Source organism: Streptomyces sp. NBC_00045, assembly GCF_045041095.1.
GTDB lineage: Bacteria > Actinomycetota > Actinomycetes > Streptomycetales > Streptomycetaceae > Streptomyces.
In genome coordinates this window covers 283866-300049 of record NZ_CP108272.1, presented here as the reverse complement: position 1 = coordinate 300049, position 16184 = coordinate 283866, and the positions used below count along the sequence as shown (strand labels likewise).

The 16184-nt window shown below is 71.9% G+C and carries 18 protein-coding genes and 1 pseudogene; 8 read left to right on the top strand and 11 right to left on the bottom strand.

Features of this window, described 5'->3' with window-relative positions:
- Positions 1 to 9 precede the first annotated feature (9 nt).
- Positions 10 to 1533, bottom strand: coding sequence for an FAD-dependent oxidoreductase (locus tag OHA65_RS37275; RefSeq protein ID WP_328765557.1), 1524 nt, complete (start codon positions 1531 to 1533; stop codon positions 10 to 12).
- A gap of 181 nt (positions 1534 to 1714) precedes the next feature.
- Here OHA65_RS37275 and OHA65_RS37270 point away from each other — a divergent pair, with 181 nt between their 5' ends.
- Positions 1715 to 2455 (top strand): TetR/AcrR family transcriptional regulator, encoded by a 741-nt coding sequence (locus OHA65_RS37270; RefSeq protein ID WP_327286274.1) that lies wholly within the window; start codon positions 1715 to 1717, stop codon positions 2453 to 2455.
- A 147-nt stretch (positions 2456 to 2602) separates the two neighbouring features.
- Here OHA65_RS37270 and OHA65_RS37265 read toward each other — a convergent pair.
- From OHA65_RS37265 to OHA65_RS37255, 3 genes and pseudogenes are all read right to left on the bottom strand, one after another.
- Positions 2603 to 2867: pseudogene (locus tag OHA65_RS37265) on the bottom strand (Tn3 family transposase); the annotation flags it as partial.
- A 90-nt stretch (positions 2868 to 2957) separates the two neighbouring features.
- Positions 2958 to 3797, bottom strand: a complete 840-nt coding sequence (locus tag OHA65_RS37260; protein WP_405759550.1) for a glycosyltransferase family 2 protein — start codon at positions 3795 to 3797, stop codon at positions 2958 to 2960.
- A gap of 354 nt (positions 3798 to 4151) precedes the next feature.
- Positions 4152 to 5456 carry a S1 RNA-binding domain-containing protein gene (locus tag OHA65_RS37255; RefSeq protein ID WP_331736566.1) on the bottom strand — a complete coding sequence of 435 codons (1305 nt, stop codon included), beginning with the start codon at positions 5454 to 5456 and terminating at the stop codon, positions 4152 to 4154.
- 594 nt (positions 5457 to 6050) lie between these two features.
- Here OHA65_RS37255 and OHA65_RS37250 point away from each other — a divergent pair.
- The 3 genes from OHA65_RS37250 to OHA65_RS37240 are packed head-to-tail and all read left to right on the top strand — an operon-like array spanning position 6051 to position 7101.
- The gene (locus tag OHA65_RS37250; RefSeq protein ID WP_329316803.1) at positions 6051 to 6461 is read left to right on the top strand and encodes a hypothetical protein; all 411 of its coding nucleotides are present in this window, start codon (positions 6051 to 6053) and stop codon (positions 6459 to 6461) included.
- The gene (locus OHA65_RS37245; RefSeq protein ID WP_327286271.1) at positions 6458 to 6826 is read left to right on the top strand and encodes a hypothetical protein; all 369 of its coding nucleotides are present in this window, start codon (positions 6458 to 6460) and stop codon (positions 6824 to 6826) included. Before OHA65_RS37250 ends, OHA65_RS37245 begins: the two co-directional genes overlap by 4 nt.
- Positions 6823 to 7101 (top strand): hypothetical protein, encoded by a 279-nt coding sequence (locus tag OHA65_RS37240; protein ID WP_327286270.1) that lies wholly within the window; start codon positions 6823 to 6825, stop codon positions 7099 to 7101. The genes OHA65_RS37245 and OHA65_RS37240 overlap by 4 nt, the downstream gene beginning before the upstream one ends.
- Before the next feature lie 612 nt (positions 7102 to 7713).
- On the opposite strand, the gene OHA65_RS37235 is transcribed toward OHA65_RS37240, so the two are convergent.
- A complete protein-coding gene (locus OHA65_RS37235) occupies positions 7714 to 9015 on the bottom strand; it encodes an SsgA family sporulation/cell division regulator (RefSeq protein ID WP_405763563.1) in 1302 nt (433 codons plus the stop codon).
- Positions 9016 to 9416: 401 nt separating this feature from the next.
- Positions 9417 to 10241, bottom strand: coding sequence for a hypothetical protein (locus OHA65_RS37230; RefSeq protein ID WP_327286267.1), 825 nt, complete (start codon positions 10239 to 10241; stop codon positions 9417 to 9419).
- Positions 10242 to 10453: 212 nt separating this feature from the next.
- On the opposite strand from OHA65_RS37230, the gene OHA65_RS37225 reads away from it, so the two are divergent.
- Complete coding sequence (locus tag OHA65_RS37225; protein ID WP_331736344.1) at positions 10454 to 10648, top strand: hypothetical protein; 195 nt, start codon at positions 10454 to 10456, stop codon at positions 10646 to 10648.
- Positions 10649 to 10953: 305 nt separating this feature from the next.
- Here OHA65_RS37225 and OHA65_RS37220 read toward each other — a convergent pair whose 3' ends face one another.
- The 5 genes from OHA65_RS37220 to OHA65_RS37200 all read right to left on the bottom strand — a co-directional run bounded on the left by OHA65_RS37220 (position 10954) and on the right by OHA65_RS37200 (position 14751).
- On the bottom strand, positions 10954 to 11226 hold the full coding sequence (locus OHA65_RS37220; protein ID WP_328765551.1) for a hypothetical protein: 273 nt from the start codon (positions 11224 to 11226) through the stop codon (positions 10954 to 10956).
- Between the two features lie 64 nt (positions 11227 to 11290).
- The gene (locus tag OHA65_RS37215; RefSeq protein ID WP_329316794.1) at positions 11291 to 11737 is read right to left on the bottom strand and encodes a hypothetical protein; all 447 of its coding nucleotides are present in this window, start codon (positions 11735 to 11737) and stop codon (positions 11291 to 11293) included.
- A gap of 149 nt (positions 11738 to 11886) precedes the next feature.
- On the bottom strand, positions 11887 to 12627 hold the full coding sequence (locus OHA65_RS37210) for a class I SAM-dependent methyltransferase (RefSeq protein ID WP_327286263.1): 741 nt from the start codon (positions 12625 to 12627) through the stop codon (positions 11887 to 11889).
- Positions 12628 to 12787: 160 nt separating this feature from the next.
- Positions 12788 to 13726, bottom strand: coding sequence for an aminoglycoside phosphotransferase family protein (locus OHA65_RS37205; RefSeq protein WP_328765549.1), 939 nt, complete (start codon positions 13724 to 13726; stop codon positions 12788 to 12790).
- Between the two features lie 62 nt (positions 13727 to 13788).
- Positions 13789 to 14751 (bottom strand): WYL domain-containing protein, encoded by a 963-nt coding sequence (locus OHA65_RS37200; RefSeq protein WP_328765548.1) that lies wholly within the window; start codon positions 14749 to 14751, stop codon positions 13789 to 13791.
- Positions 14752 to 14877: 126 nt separating this feature from the next.
- Here OHA65_RS37200 and OHA65_RS37195 point away from each other — a divergent pair, with 126 nt between their 5' ends.
- The 3 genes from OHA65_RS37195 to OHA65_RS37185 all read left to right on the top strand — a co-directional run bounded on the left by OHA65_RS37195 (position 14878) and on the right by OHA65_RS37185 (position 16051).
- The gene (locus OHA65_RS37195; protein ID WP_327286261.1) at positions 14878 to 15015 is read left to right on the top strand and encodes a hypothetical protein; all 138 of its coding nucleotides are present in this window, start codon (positions 14878 to 14880) and stop codon (positions 15013 to 15015) included.
- 76 nt (positions 15016 to 15091) lie between these two features.
- Positions 15092 to 15760, top strand: coding sequence for a class I SAM-dependent methyltransferase (locus tag OHA65_RS37190; protein WP_327286260.1), 669 nt, complete (start codon positions 15092 to 15094; stop codon positions 15758 to 15760).
- 45 nt (positions 15761 to 15805) lie between these two features.
- Positions 15806 to 16051 (top strand): hypothetical protein, encoded by a 246-nt coding sequence (locus OHA65_RS37185; protein ID WP_327286259.1) that lies wholly within the window; start codon positions 15806 to 15808, stop codon positions 16049 to 16051.
- The last annotated feature ends 133 nt before the right edge of the window (positions 16052 to 16184 follow it).

Genomic DNA, 16184 nt, shown 5'->3' with positions numbered 1-16184 from the left:
CGCGCCCGCTCAGGCGGTGGGGGCGCCGAACCAGCGGGTGGCGGTGCGCCGGAACGCCTCGGGGTCGGGGTCGGGGCCGTCGGCCCAGGCCACGACGCCGTCGGGCCGGATCAGCAGGGCGCCGAGTCCGAGGTCGTTGGCGACCGGGCCGGGGGCGTAGCGGATGCGGTCCTGCCAGTGGGTCGCGGTCTCCCGCAGGGTCTGTGCGGCGGTGAGGTCGAGGGCGACGCCCCGTCCTTCGCGCAGCAGGTCCCCGAGGCGGGTGCCGTCGCCGAAGCGGAAGTCCGGGGCGGTGAAGCCGACGGTCGGCTGGTCGTCGCCCAGGTCGTAGTGGTGGGCGAGCCCGGAGGTGGTGCGGAAGACGTGGGTGGTGCCGTCGATGGTGCGCAGCAGGTCGTGGACGAGCTGGCGCAGGGCTGGGGTGTTGGGGCCGGGGTTCATCGTGGCGACCTGGGCGCGCGACCAGTCGAGGATGGCGGCGCCGACGGGGTGGCGTTCGGCTGTGTAGGTGTCGAGCAGGTTTGCGGGGGCGGTGCCGTGGAGGGTGGCGGCGAGCTTCCAGCCGAGGTTCATGGCGTCGCCGATGCCGAGGTTGAGCCCTTGGCCGCCGAGCGGGGAGTGGATGTGGGCGGCGTCGCCGGCGAGCAGGACGCGGCCGTTGCGGTAGGTGCTGGTCTGCATGGCGCGGTCGGTGAAGCTGGAGGCGAGGTGGACCTCGTTGATCGTCACGTCGGTGCCGGAGATGCGGCGCAGGACCGTCTGGACGTGGTCGCGCGTCAGCGGCTGGGAGCGGTCGAAGGCGCCGCCGTCGAAGTCCATCATGCCCAGGTGCCCTTCGAAGGGCGTGCGCAGGTACATGCCGGTCGACGTCGAGTTGAAGCCCAGGTGCAGCTCGGCCGGGTCCTCGAAGACGACGCGGGCGACGTAGCCGGTGAACAGCGGCTCGGTGCCGACGAAGTCGAAGCCCGCCAGGCGGCGCACCGTGCTGCGTCCGCCGTCGCATCCCACGAGCCAGCGCGCCCGGTACTCGCGGCCGCCGGCCCGGGCCAGGACGCCGTCGCCGTCCTGGTCGACGGCTTCGAGCGGGGCGTCGCGCACGATCCGCGCGCCGAGCGCGACCGCCCGCTCCTCCAGGACGCCGGTGACCGCTTCGAGGCTGGTCATGATCCCTTCCATCGCCGGGCCGGGCAGCCGGGGCGGGAGGGCGCCGGTATCGATGTCGGCGGCGTCCAGGCGCAGGCCCGCGAAGTGGCTCACGTCGCGCGGGGCGGGCGCCTCGTGCGCGTCGGGGTGCGCGCCGACCTGCTGCGCGTCGGCGCGTGAGGCGTCCAGGAGGGCCGTGAGCATCCCGCGGCGGTAGAACGCCTCGACGGACCCGGCGTTCAGGCCCCGCATCCCCAGCGGGAGCGCCCAGAACGGCGAGGCCGCCTGCGGGTTCTTCTCCAGTACCAGGACCGAGCAGTTGGCCAGGGCGAGTTCGCCGGCGAGGAACAGGCCCACCGGCCCGGCTCCCACGATCACCACGTCGTGCATGTCGGTTCTCCTCCAGTCGCGAGTCCCCGGGCCGGCCAGGGCTCTGGGGCTCGGGCTCTGGGGCTCGTCGGGGCGGGACCGTGCTCCGTGAAGCGCGAAGCCACAGCCTTGGAGCATTGCTCCAATATTGGAACCGTACTCCATGTTTGGAGCGGTGCACCAAACCTGGCAGGATGAGGGCATGACCACACCGACACCCCAGTCACGAAGGCGCAGGCAGGTGCTCTCGCGCGAGCGCATCATCGAGGCGGCGGTCGGTCTGCTGGACACGGCGGGGGCGGAAGCTCTGACGGTCCGCGCGCTGTCGGACCGCCTCTCCACCGGGTCCGGGGCCATCTACCACCACGTCGGAAACATGGGCGAGCTGCTGCAGGCCGCGACCGAGAGCGTCGTCGCCGCCGCCCTTCCCGCCTTCCCCGCCCCGCAGGAGCCCGCAACGGCTCCCGGGGCCGAGGACACCGGCCGCGACCAGATCCGCGCCGCCGCCCTCGGCCTGTACGACGCGGTCGCCGAACACCCCTGGCTCGCCACCCAGCTCGCCGTGCAGGTCACCCGCAGCCCCTGGGGAGCGGTGACACCACGTGTCTTCGAGAGCATCGGCGGGCGCGTGCGCACGCTGGGCATTCCACGGAGCGACTGGTTCGCCACGACCTCGACGCTGGTGCATTACATCCTTGGCGCCACCAGCCAGAACGCCCAGCCCACCGACACTGCGGACGACATCGCGGCCCCGCGGGCCGGTGCGCAGCGCGCCGAATTCCTCGACTCCGCGTCCAAGGCGTGGAAGAGCCTCGACGCCGGCGACTACCCGTTCCTCCACGCCATCGCCGACCAGATGCGCCAGCACGACGACCGGGAGCAGTTCCTCACGGGCATCGACCTCATCCTCGCCGGCATCACCGCCATCAGCCGCCCTTCCTGAACCCGCGCCCACCGGAAAGCCGGCCGACCCGGCCCTTCCCGCCTGCGGGCCCCACTACATCCGCCCGGCTGCGTGAGGGCGGCATCCACGTAGCAGGTGTTGAACAGCACCGGGGCGTTGAGGACCCGGCCGAGCGCGCTGATCTGGTCCTCGATGCTTCGGGTTCGGCCTGGCGTACACCGAGGGCACCGGCACGACGAAGCGCATGCCGTCCATGGAGGCGACCAGGCCGCCGCCCCACGCCCGGGCGAGCGGGATCGACGCCTGGGCGTCGATCAGGGCGGCGTTCGCGGCCCGGTAGGTCTCCATCCGCAGGTAGATCTGGTCGACGTGGGACAGCTGCCCGTACCGCAGGGCGTCCGCGCCGCCGACCACCGGGGTGTAGCCCGTTGCAGCCGTGCGCGACCAGCAGCGTCACCGAGGGCGTGGCCCGCTACGTGCAGTGGCTACGGAACACCCCGGCCGCCGCCCCGGACCGGCTGCGGCGGGAAATCGCCGCAGCCTAGATGACCGGCGGTCGCCCCAGGCGGGTCAGCCGCCAGACGGTCCGCCAGCGCATCGGGCGCCGGGGCCCGCCGGACGTACTGACGCCCTCGGCGAACCCGCCGAACCAGGCCCGCAGCCCCGCCGCGGAACGGATGCGGGCCACGGTCAGCGCCACCCACACGCCGAGGTAGACCGGCACCAGCGGCGCGGGCAGATGGCGCTTGGCCAGCCAGACCCGGTTGCGGGCCGTCATCCGGTAGTAGACCGCGTGGCGGGCCGGCGACGTCTTCGGGTGCTGGAGCACCAGCGCCGGTTCGTACAGGACGTCCCAGCCCCGGTCGACCGCCCGCCAGGCCAGGTCCGTCTCCTCGTGCGTGAAGAAGAAGGCGTCCGGCCAGCCCCCGGTCTCCTCCAACATCGGCATCGACAGGGCGTGCCCACCGCCCAGGAACGTCGTCACCGGGCCCCGCCGCATCGGGTCACCCGCCCGCAGACGCGGCACGTGCCGCCGCTGGGTCCGGCCGGTCTCGTCCGCAATCCGAAAGGACACGATGCCCAGCCGGCGGTCCGCCGCGTACAGGTCGGCGATCCGCCGGAAGACGTCGGTCTCGATGAGCAGGCCGTCGTCGTCCAGGTCCACCAGGACGTCGACGTCCCCGAAGTCCCGCAGGCGGTGCCAGGCGACGTTCCGGCCGCCGGACACCCCCAGGTTCTCCTCCAACTCCACCCCGGTCACGCCCTCGGGCAGTCCCTGCAAGGCCGTGCCGTTGCCGACCACCACGACCCGGGCCGCCGGTTCGTCCTGCTCGGCCACCGAAGCCAGCAAGGCCAACAGAGCGGGCATCCGGTCGCCCATCGTCAGCACGGCGACACCCACGCGCGGCCGGACCACGACCACCACCACTTCCTCCCGGGACCAGCTGAACGGCGAGCCTATCCCCCGCCGCCCCGCCCTTGTCCCGTACGCCCGCAAGGCCGTGCTGCTGCGCCCCGGGGCGGGTGAGCCGTCGCCGTACGCCGGTCATGTCGGTGGTCCGCTGCTGTGGCCGGACGACGAGGAGTGGCCCCGGTGTCAGGGGCCGCACATGGTCGAGGTGCGGGTGAAAGCTCTCCGGTGCCGACGTGCTCGACAAGGTCACGTGGGAGCGGATCCGCCGGGTGCCGGTGTCCAACGTCCCCGGCGTACCGCTGATCGGGGTCGCGCGACTCCTCAAGCAGGACGTACCCCTGGCCGACTGGCCGGAGGGCGCAGGCCGACCTGCTGCACGAGCGCCGGCATCGGGTCTTCCTCCAGCGCCTTGAGCGACAGCGGCACCCGCTGCCGGACCAGGTCGACGTCGAGGATCTCGGCCGTGACCTCTTGGCCCACCGTCAGTACGTCGGAGGGGTGGTCGATGTGACGCCAGGACACCTCGGGAAGGTTGATCATCGCGGTGAAACCACCGATGTCGACGAAGGTGACGCCGAAATCGGGCATGGCGATGACGGTGCCGGTGCAGATCTGTCCTCGCTGCAGGGTGGTGAGGAACGCCCAGTCGCGGTCGTCGGCAGTCGGCTCGGTCCTCCAGCGCGCCCGCAGGACGCCGTCCTCGTCGGGCAGGACGGCCGTCATGAGCGGTTGCCGTTCGTCGACGTAGGGGGACAGGGCGGATGCGGCGCGGGCACCGGAGACGTACGCCGCGAGTTCTGCGAACTCGCTCTCGTCGGCGACGACGCTCGCGATCCGGCCGTCCTCGTCCTCCCAGACGAACTCGATCAGGCCTTCCTCCGGCAGATCGGCGAGGACGGCGCCTACGTCGGGGGAAAGGTCAGGCCAGAGGGCCAAGCGGGAGCGAGGAGCCAGCCGAGCTCGAACGTCGTCCAGGGAGTCGGCATCGAGCCGGTGCCAGCGCGCGGCGTTGCCGACGTGGTTCTCTTCGAGGAGCGCCGCCTGGCGCGTCGCGACGCACCAACGGACTCGGGCCCAGAAGTCGTCATCAGCGGGCCGCTGTACGCCCGACTCGTCGACCTCGGCGTCGTAGGGGGAGGCTTCCAGACGCTCGGGGAACAATCCGAGTGCGCGGGTGCGGGCCACCGCCGCCGCGCAGGGGGCGACACTGGCGACGTAGACGTACTGGTCCCATCCGACGTGGATCGTGAACCTGCCCTCCACCTCCAGGCGGCACCAGGCACCACTGCCCCGGAGCATCGCCCGCACCAGTTCCAGAGCGAGGGCGAGCGAGACCTGCGCGCCGTCGTGGTAGCCCGCGCGGCCGGGCGGGAAGAGCCGGTCCAGGCCGTGGCTCTCGACGGCCGGTTCGCCCGCGCCGAACCCGGCGAAACCCGCCCCGAGCTGCGGCTCGCGTACGGTCAGGCAGTCGATGCCGGTTTCCGCCGCGAAAGCGGCGACGGCCTCCAGATAAGCGGCTTCGACCGGCCCGTGGTCGCTGAGCGCCTCTTCGGTGCCCGTGTAGTGACCGTGCCGATCACGGTCGGTGGGATCGTACTTGGTGACGCGGTAGACGTGGGCCAGCACGTCACTGCCTGCCGACGGGCGCGTAGGAATGGTGCATGTCCGGATCATGTCGCTCGCGGAAAGCCTCCTGCCACCTGATTTCGGCGGCCCGGCCCCGGTGCGCGGCCGGGGCGCCGCGCTCACCACCCCCATCGTGCAGCGGTGCGTGGCCCGGCTTCGGGCTCCGGTCAGGCTTTGCAGCGGCCGGCTGGACCACCGCGCACAGGACAGAAGATCCCGACGCATGCTGCGGGTTCATCCCCGCGGGTACGGGGAGCAGTCTTGCTGGCCGGGGACTCTACGCGGCCGATGGGCCGTTCTTGGGTACTCTGAATCCGGCGATCGGCGCATACCGCTCCCGAGAACGGTCGGACACGACAGGTGCCGTAGTCGGCGCCGCGATCAGCGTGTACCGCTCCCCCGCCAGGTGCCCGGTTTGGGCAGCGCAACCGCCCGACCGGTCGGCAGCATGGGCTCGCACATCTTCGGCCCTTCTCCCTGCTGGCCTGCGCCGCCACAGCCTGCCCGCTTCCGCCATTTTGGCGTAGACTCTGCTACGGGCGACGACCGTTCGTAGCGAGCTTCCGCCCGCCTGACCTCCTGAGGAGGAACACGATGGCCCGGGCCGGACGCCATACCCTCAAGCTCGACGGCGACATCTGGCTCAGCGGCACCGCCCGGGCAAAGCGCGACGGATTGGCTGCCACCCGCGCCGTCCAGCACCTCCTCGCGGGATTCGCGACGGGCACGATCACCATCGCTCGTGTCACCAGCGCCACCCTCGGCACCTACCGCGCCAACATCGAGATCCCCGACACCGTCTGGAACCGCGCCCTGGAACGCGCCGGTCTTGCCCGGGCACAGGGATCCGGGCCGGTGCCCGCGGTGGTGGCGGACACCGCCCTCGCCCCCGACGTCTCTACCCTGTGCGAGGTCCTCATCCAGGGCTACGCCGACGGCAGGATCACCCTGATCGCTCCCTCGGGCACCCTCTCCACCGAACCCCAACGGAAGGCAGCGGCATGAGTACGGCACCCGAGTCCGGCCCGGAGGCAGTCCCCCAGCCGGCCGCCAGGCCCGAGGACCTGCGGACCGCCCTCGCCCGCCTGGCTCCCTCCCGCCTGCCGGAGTTCGACGCGGAACGCGCAGCGGCGGTCGCCCAGGCGCGCGCCGAGGTCTCCCCCGCCCCCCTCCACCGCCTCGTCTCGTACTGGGCCGTGGAGGTCGCGCACGCCCGCAACCCCGAGCGGCTGTCCCGCCTGCGGGACCTGGAGCACCGGGCGCAGAGCGCCGACGACGCGGACCTTCCGGGTGTCCTTGCGCAGATCCGCGCGATCCTCCTCGACGTTCACGCCGAGGCCGGGTTCACGCGCCAGGGCGACGGCCGGTGAGCGACCTCGACTGGAGCTGGGAGTACGAACCGGACGAAGCCCACGTCACCACCGGGCTGGCGGTCTCCGTCGTCGCCGAGGCCGAGCAGGTGATGGCGGACCTGGTCGAGCTCGCCGCGATGGGCGTGGACCCGACCACGACGGGCCGCGGCCCGGCCGACGGCGGGGTCCGCCGCATCGACCTCCCCGGCGGAGGTTGGATGTACGTCCTGCCCATCCCGCGCCGACGCACCTTGTACGTCACTGCCGTCATGCCGCCCTTCCACCTCCTGTGACCTGCACACCCGCACCCGGTCACCGCGGCACGAACAGGCCCCACCACCACGCCCGCGGCGCGCGGGCATACGGTCGGCTGTTCGACGGCAGTCTGGACGAAGCGGGGAGAGCGTTGTGGTGAACGAGACGAGGAAGGTGACCCGGCGGCGCCCCGGAGTCGACTCACGCGGGACGGGTGCCGTCGTATGCGCCCTCTCCCTTGCGGTGGGCAACCTGGCGACCGGCTACCTCGCGATGCTCACCTATGCGGCTCGGCCGCGCGGCCCCTGGGACGATGAGGCCGTCGCCCACTCCCACATCGCAGCCGGCTCGGCCCTGGCCCTGGCGTGCGTGACGGCACTGCTCACCTGGGTGTTCGTGAAGGCCGAGTGGCTGCGCAAGGGGTGGTTCGCCCTACCGGCGGGGCTGGCCCTTCTCGCGATCCTGCGCCTGACCCTCCTCGCACCCACCTCTGAGTTCTCGCGGAGCGAAGACCGCCCCTGGGCACGAGCCCCGCGCCCAGGCCGCGGGGAGTTCGTCCCCGCGGCCGCGGGGAGCAGCCCGGTTTCCCGTGCTTCCGGCGAGTCCGGCCATCACCGCGAACCCGGGGCAGCAGCCAGTCCAGCCGCAGGTCAGTCCTTGCAGCCCGGCGAAGCAGCGAGCTCGTGCAGGTGTTGCTCCAGGACGGCCAGTTTGCCGGCCAATTGCTCGGGTTCGGCCCCGAGCGCGACCATGCGCTGGGACTGGTCCAGGAACTCCACCACGTGATCGGTGCGCATGAAGAGGAGTGCCGTCCCGTCCGGCGAGGTGAGCCGGAGGTAGGTACGCCGGCGGCCGGGTTCGGTCGGCTGCGTCGGGCCTTCGCTCCACACTTGGACGTCTCCCCCGCCCGCCGTGCCGCGAAGGCCGTCCCACAGCAGCTCTCGTGCCAGTACCCAGGTGACTCCGTCGTCATGGCCCGGCAGTTTGAACACCGCCTCCACCGCATAGGGATCCGTACGCCGGTACGTCAGCCGCGCGTCGAACCGGAACTGGGCATCACCTCCCGGTTGCTCGCACAGATGAATGATCAGCTGCGCGCGCAGCACCTCGTCCTCATCCTCGAACTCCCGCCAGCTCCTCAACGGATGCGGGCCCTCGACCCGAGAAGCGGATGGTGGCACAGCACGCTCCGCCGACGGAGCCGGGTTTCGCACGACCGGAAAGCTGCGCACGCGTTCGAGCCCACCGAGCGCGGCGAGGTCCGCCATCGCGCCCGTCCGTCGGTGTGCTCCCAACACATGCCGGTACACCGCTTCCTCCAGCCCGGTACGCCCGCGAGGCGAGCCGAGCTCCTCCCAGTCCCCCGGAATCTCCCGCCCATCGAGCATCGCGGCCAGACAAGCCCACGCCGTCGTCCAGCCCGTGTCCGTCCGCATGAGTGACGGATGACCATCGGCGGCGTTCAGTAGCTCCCGCACACGCCGATCCAGCGCATCGTCAGCGGACCGAGCGGACCGCATCGCCATCAGCACACCGATCCCGCACCCGCCCCCCGCCGGCCGCCGGGGATCAGTATCTGCACGCAGTCCGACATACTCGGCCAGAGCGCTGTGGAAGAAGGCGTACCGGTCGGCATCCTGCAGTTCAGGGAACTCATCGTCGAAGGCGATCGGCACGCCGAAGCCCCGAATGACGAGCGGCCGGCCACCGCGCACCGGGCCGTTCGGCGTTGCCAGCTCCCCGGAACCGATCCGGCCGGCGAGGGTCGTCTGGACCCCGCGGCGCAGGAGGTGCTCGGCAAGGGCACCGCGCTCGCCCGGCGGGCCGACCGTCACCGTCGGGTCCGCCGTCCGGCTGACGACCGACCTGATGCTCTGTGAGGTGCTGATCAGCAGCATTCGGCCCGCGTCGTGCACCGTACGGCTCATGAGTTCGAGGGCGAGCAGAGCCATGAACGTCGACTTCCCCACTCCGGCTGGACCGTGGAGCACGAGGTGGGAGGCTTCCTGCACCCCGTTCAGCAGCAGAGTCCGCTCGGCCTCGGCCGTCGCTGGAGGTGCTGGTAGATCGCCGTCCGTCTGCACGAGCGCTCGCGCCCGACCACCCTCCTCCGTCTCACCACCCCGGTCTGCCGGATCGGGCTCCTCCGGCACGGCTGCCGAAGCCGAGGAGACGGAGCACGGTGCACCGACCGCCTCCCGGATGCGCCGCCGCACCGGGTCGGGTACGTACCCCAGCGCAGCCATCACGTGGGGCGCCCCGAGGCTGGAGGCGTCGAGGAGGGAATCGAAGTCGACGTCGTCTACGGTGTCCGTCTCGGCGAGGTCCTCCAGGAACCCCTCACGCCGAACGCTCATCGTGCTTCCCCCTCCCCCGGCTCAAGCCGGCGTACTCCGCTTTCGTTGATCCGGTTCCTCAGTCGATGGGTCCGGCGCTCCAGGGCCTTGCGGGTCAGGCCGGCGCGTTGGGCAGCCTGTTCCTGGGTGCAGCCGACGGCGTACCAGCCCAGGCCCTCCAGGACCTTGGGGTCCTTCACCATCGGAAGGATCCGGCGGATCTCGTCGTTGGTCGCAGCCACCTGGTACGGGTCCGGAGCGCGCTGGTCGGGGATCGCGGCCATCGGGTCGGCCTCCTCGTCCGTGCCGGAGCGGCGGAGCTCGGCCTGCCCGGTCCTGCGCGCCTCGTGCCAGGCTTTGTAGACGGGGACGAAGGCGCGGATCACGGCGCCCATGCAATAGGTGGTGAGGTTCGCGCCTCCTCCGGCGTGCCACCGCCCCTCGACCAGCCCGTACGTACGGAAGACCGCCATCCCGTTGATCACGCTGTCCGTGGAGATCTCAAGGCGGTCGTCCTGCGACCAGTCGGCGACGATCAGGTGGCGGGGCACCGGGCGCCCTGCCGCGGCGGTCCGGCGGAAGATCTCGCCGGTACCGCACCACTTGACCATGGTGGGCCAGGCGTAGCCGGTCAACCGCTCGACGACCTTGTCGTAGCGGGGTCCCTCGAAGCCGTCTGCCCGCAGGATCTCGACGATCTTCGCGTCGCTCTGTAAGCGCTGCGCGCGCTCTGCCTCGTCCTCACTGCTGACCGGCTCGACGAGAGGGTTGTCCGGGGCGGACTGCCCCGCGTGCAGCGGGTCGCGGACGGCGATGCCATCGCCCTCAAGCTCAGTCGGCACATCCGCTCCCTTGCGTCCGGGCTCCCCTGACGGTCCCTCTGTCTGGCCTCACGCCCTACGTCTTAGGTCCGGGCCTCCCGTCTCCCCCCTCCCGCACCATGTGATTCAGTTCACACGTGCTCCGGCGGGGGAGGCGGGCCGGGCGCGAGCTACACCACCAGCACCCGGCCCGCCGCGGATACGGACGGGCTCACTCGACGTACCTGGAGCTGATGTTGTCCCAGAACACCCCGCCGCCCTCCCTGCTGTCGCAGCGGTCGGCCGTGATCCTGCTGCTCGGCGTACTGACCGCCGTGGCCGCTGCCGTACTCACCGTGCTGGCGGGCGGCACGCTGGCCGCTGGCCTGCTCGCGGGTGGTGCGGCGTTTGCCGCGGGGGTCCTGTTCTTCAACACGATCATCTCGTGAGGGGGCGGCCCGGCGGGATGCCATGAGTAGCCGCGTCCGTGCGACGGTCGTCAGCCGCGCGCTGCCGGCTGCCGGCTGCCGGCCAGGACGATGGACGTACCCGGGCGGTGCGGTGCGCCGTGAAGGGGGTCGGCAGTCTTCGCCCGCGGGCGGGACCACCTCGTCCGTCGCACCACCCGCCTCGCCGCCGTCAGCGCGCCCGGCCCCACCCCGACCGACACGGTGGGCCGACCGCAAGCGGGGTGACGGCGGCCCCGGCGGTGTCGGGTGACTTGTGCCGGCGTGGGACGACCGGACCGGCTCGCTCACTGTCCCCCGAGATGGACCCGGGTGTGGCCGTCTCCTAGGTCCTGGAGGGTGATGCCGATGCTCTGGAGCGAGGACCTGCGCTTGTCCCCCAGGCGCGGTGGGCAGACGCTGCCCGCTCCCGCGTTCGGCACGGTGCCAGGGCTGGGCAGGCCCAGGTGCGCGAACGACGCCGCGGACGGGTGGTCCTTCGGAGGCAGCGGAGGACGGGGCGCCGGTGGCTGGTCGAGGCGCAGGTCCTCGGTGATCGCCTCGGCTTCGGCGTGCTGCACGGTGAAGGACGGGAGGTGGCTGTCGGCGTCCCAGCCGACCGTGCCCGGTGGGGGTCTCGGCGGGTCACTTGGCCGCCAGGTCGCTCCTGATCATGGCCACGGCGGATGACAGTCGGCTGATGCCCGTCTGTACCTCGCGTATGCCGGCGGAGGCCTGGGCCTCGTCCTTCTTGCCGGCTCCGGCGACGCACTCGTCGCCTCCGTGTTCGAACGCGGTCAGGGCTTCCTTCCAGAAGCCCTGGGCGTTCTCGCTCGGAACGGTGGCGAGATTCTTGGCCTTCGCCACTTCGGTCAACAGCTCCTGGCAGGCGGGGCCCCAGGTGTCCATCGGGCGCATGCTCACGTCGTTGACCCGGCCCGAAGTGTCGGACAGCCCCTTGACCCTGCCTTCGCCGCCGGAGGACCACCAGTCCTTCAGTTCCCCGGCCGGGGTCGAGCTACAGCCGGCGAGCAGCGCCGCGGTGGCGACGGCGGTGGTGGAGACGGTGAGCATGCGGACGCGGAAAGACATGGGCCCCCCTTGTTCGTTCGGTTGTGCCGATGCTTTCAGCAACCCCCGGCCTCGGTGGGGCCAATGCCGGATCTCCGGTCCGCCCGCGCGGCCCGGCCCCGTCCGGGCGGGTTGCGGGGGGGGCCGGTCGTCGGGATGTCCGGGGGGGGTCAGGCGCGGCAGCGGAGCATCTCCAGTGGGGGGTTGGTGTGGAAGTCCGCCCAGAACTCGGCTCCGAACTTGTGCACGCCGGCCTCCGACACCGGGATCGGGACCCAGGTCAGGTCCTTGAATCCGGCCGCCCGCAGGGAGTCCTCGTACACCTCGCGGCGCGGGCGGTTCGCGATGAACGAGACCGGCGGGTCGAGCAGCGCGGTGGTCCGGACCTGCGGGCCGGTCTCGGCCTCCTCGCCGGTCAGCTCGCTGAGGAAGCCGTACTTCTCGGGGGTCGGCCCGTCGAATCCGAAGTCGGGCGACTGGTTGAGCGCGAAGAGCTCGCCGCCCGGCTTCAGGCTCCGGTGGATGGTGCGGCACATCCGCTCCGTGGTGGCGATGTCCGGCGCGTAGTTGAGCAGCTGGACCGCCAGGGCGATGTCGAACCGCTCCTCGAAGGACCGGAGTTCGGACGCGTCGCCTACCTCGTAGCGCACCCCCAGCGGCTCGCGCTCCTCCAGCGCCTGCGCCACGGAGACCATCTCGCCGGAGATGTCGATGCCGAGCACGTCCGTGGCGCCGCGCCGCTTGAACTCGCGGCTGTAGAAGCCGGTGCCGGAAGCCAGGTCGAGGATCGACCTGCCGGTCACGTCCCCGACCAGGGCCAGGAAGCCGGGCACCACCGCGTACTGTTCCAGCGGCAGTGCCTTGAAGCCCTCGTACGCCTCACCGATTTCGTCGTACTGCTGCGCGCTCATCGTGCGGTCCTCCCCGTGTGCGGTCATGCCGTCGGCCGCGGGCGGACCCGTTCCTCGGGACGCGCCGCGGCTCTGACTGGCAGTCTCTCCACACGACGGCAGGCGTCCGTACTGGCAGAACCCACAAAGATCCGGGCCCCGTCCCGGCCTCCCGTACGGGTCAACGGCGGGTCAGCAGTGCTGTGGCGATGGCCACTTGCGCGGGATCCAGCGAGGTCTCGCCGTCTTCGACGTCCCACAGCGCATTCTGCAGGACCCGGCCGAGCGTCCACCCGGCGGCGCGCTGCCGGTCGAGGCCGAGGACCTCGGTCATCAGGTCGAAGCGCCGCAGGACCGCCCGTGCGGCATCCCCTGAGGCCACCACCTCGTCCCAACGGTTCCGCAGGGCGGGCAGCAGGTCGAAACCCGGGTCCCCGGCGAGGGGTTTGGGATCGATGGCCAGCCAGGGCTCCCGCTCTGCGGCGGCGGGAAGGGGAGCCAGGACGTTGTCGTAGTGCAGGTCCCAGTGCAGGAGGCGATCACCCGGCTCGTCGCAGAGCTCCCGCATCGCCGCCGCGCAGGTCTGCGCCAGTCGGCGGTCGGCGGGACGTGCGAGGCGCGTCAGTGCGACGGGCGCCGCGTCCAGCATGGCCGCCGCGATGTCGGCCAGGCGGCGCACTCCTTCGGGGGCCGGGCGGGCAACCAGGCGGGACAGGACCTCGGACAGGATCTGCAAGGCGGTCGTGTCGTCGCCGACGGCGGCCAGCGAACGTCCGGCGTCCAGGCGCTCCAGCAGCATGGCGCCGCTAACGGGAGCGGTTTCGAGGAGCAGGACCGCGCCCCTTCCCGCCCATGCGGTCAGCGCCAGGGGTTCGCACCGTGTCTCGTCGTCCACTGGTTGGAGCTTGAGCACCGCCAAGGCGCCGTCGGCGCGCACCACCGCAAGCACGAGAGCGACCGCGCCGTGGCTCGGCGCCCCGTCGAGACGCAGCTCCCAGCGGTCCAGACAGTCCGAGGCGAGCGCCGGGAGCCCGGCGATCCACGCTTCCCCGCAAGTCCCGGAACGCGCACGGTGGGAGGCGGCGAGAGCCTCTGGGACGTGGATTCGGGAGACGATCACAGGGGCATGCTGTCAGCGGCAGGGCCGCCGCACCAGCGATCCCCTCTTGCGCCGGATCGGGGTCAGCCGATGGCGCGCAGGGTGCGGTGGGCCGTGGCGTCGAGGTGGCTGAAGACCTCCGGGTCGGCGTCGAGGGTGTAGTCGGCGCCCAGGGCCGCGAGGGTTTGCGCGATGCGGGTCAGGGAGTCGTCGGAGGCGTCGACGAGGCAGGTGTCGTCGTCGGACCCGGCACGGATACGGGTGGCCAGGCCCCGGGTTTCGGCGCGTACGCGAGCGGCGGACGCGTGGACGGTGGCGATGGCGCGGTACCGGGTGGGGGCGGCCGAGAGCCGCTCGGCGACGAAGGCCGCGGGGTCACCGCCGGGCACGGGGCGCGCCGGGACGCGGCGGCCGGTCGGGGTGGGGCCGGACATGCGGTCGAGGCGGAAGACGCGCCAGTCGTCCTTGGCGACGTCGTGCGCGAGGAAGTACCAGAGGCTGCCCGAGGCGACCAGGTGGCAGGGTTCCGCGCGGCGGGACGCGGTCGCGCCGTGGCGGGTGGTGTAGTCGAAGGTGAGGACCTCGTGGTCGCGGCAGGCGACGGCGAGCGCGGCGAGGAGGGCCGGGGCGGTGCGCGGCCCGCGGTCCTCCCAGGTGATGCCGGCGACGGCGCCCTGGAGGGCGGTGACCTGGCCGCGCAGGCGGCGCGGCAGGACCTGTTCGAGTTTGGCCAGCGCGCGCAGGGCCGTCTCCTCGATCCCGGACAGTCCCCCTGCGGCGGTGCGCAGGGCTACGGCGACCGCGACGGCCTCGTCGTCGTCCAGGAGGAGCGGCGGCAGGTCCGTACCGGAGGCGAGGCGGTAGCCGCCTCCGTGGCCGCGGGCACTGTCGACGGGGTAGCCGAGCCCGCGCAGCCGGTCGATGTCGCGGCGTACGGTGCGCACGGTCACACCGAGCCGGTCGGCCAGGTCGAGGCCGGCCCACTCCCGGCGGGTCTGCAGCAGGGACAGCAGACGCAGCATCCGGGCGGTCGTGTCACTCGTCATGCATTCCACTATGCCCGTGTCAAAGGACAAGTCTTGTCCTGAAAGACTCCTAGGGTTGGGCCTGCCCATTACGGTGGCCGCGCGCACGCCGCCAAGCTCGTAGAACTCGGTCACGAGGTGGGCACCATGTTCGTCGCCGGCGACCACGAGGACGCGAGGCAGCAGGTCGCGGGGCTGCTGAAGGCGTACGGCTGGACCGACGTCCTCGGCCTCGGCCTCGGGCAGCAGTTCGGCGGCCACTTCGGCATCAAGGTCGTCCGCTGAGGCCGAAGTGAAGCCGGATTAAGTCGGATCAAGCCGACTGGAGCCCACTGGAGCCGCACGGTCCTATCGTTGGCCGATGCGCGCACACCGTATTGACCGTCCGGCCGATCTCGACGTGGTTCGCGAGTCGTATGACCGGGTCGCCGACAACTACGCCCACATGGTGGTGACGACGGGGTTCGGCGACATCCGTCGCCATCCGTGGCTCAAGGCTTCGATCGACGCCTTCGCCGACACCGTGAGCGGCCTCGGTCCCGTCCTCGACGTCGGCTGCGGCCCCGGAACGGTGACCGGCTACCTCGCCGAGCGCGGACTCGACGTGTCCGGGGTCGATCTCTCTCCCCGCATGATCGAGAACGCGCGCCGTCTCCATCCGCAATGCCGCTTCGGCGTCGCCTCTGCCACGGACCTCGATCTTGGTGAGGCGTCCCTCGGCGGCGTGCTGGGGTGGTGGTCGCTGTTCAACCTCCCCCGTGAGGTCCTTCCTCAGGTTCTCGCCATGTTCGCGCGTGCCCTGAAGCCGGGCGGACACTTCATCACCGCAACGCACGTCGGCGACGAGGACGCGGTACGCACCGAAGCGTACGGAGGCGTACCCGTTCGCTGGACGACACACAAATGGCGGCCGGAGCAACTCGTGGACCTGATCGAGCGGGCCGGACTGCGCCCGGTCGCCGAACTTCGGCTGCCCGCGGATGAGTTGAGCGGGCCGGGTCTGGTCGTCATGGCCAAGCGGCCCGGCTGATGCCCGACAGCTGAGCCCCGCAGGGGCGGCGGGTACGCTCCCCGAATGTTCTGGAAACGTCTGGGGGAACGGGGTCCGGCGGCGGGCCGTGGCGCCCCGTCGGCCAAGGACGCGGAAGCGGTGGCGCCGGCGGAAGCGGTGGCACCGGTGGTGCTCGCGCCGCCGGAGCCGTGGGATCCGGCGGCTCCGGTCGCCCGGCTCCCGGTCACGAACAACGGGCGGGAAGCCCTGGAGCTCGTCCTCGAACCGTACTGCTGGAGCGAGTGGTTGGAGCCGGGCGCCAAGGTCTGATCCTCCCCGCAGGGCGGCATTCACCGCGGCATTCACCGCGGCGTTCACCGCGGCGTTCACCCGTTCGGCCCGGTTCGGGTCGCGGGGGCAGGGAAGGGGAAGGCCCGTCCGACCCCTTCCCCGCCACGCGGAG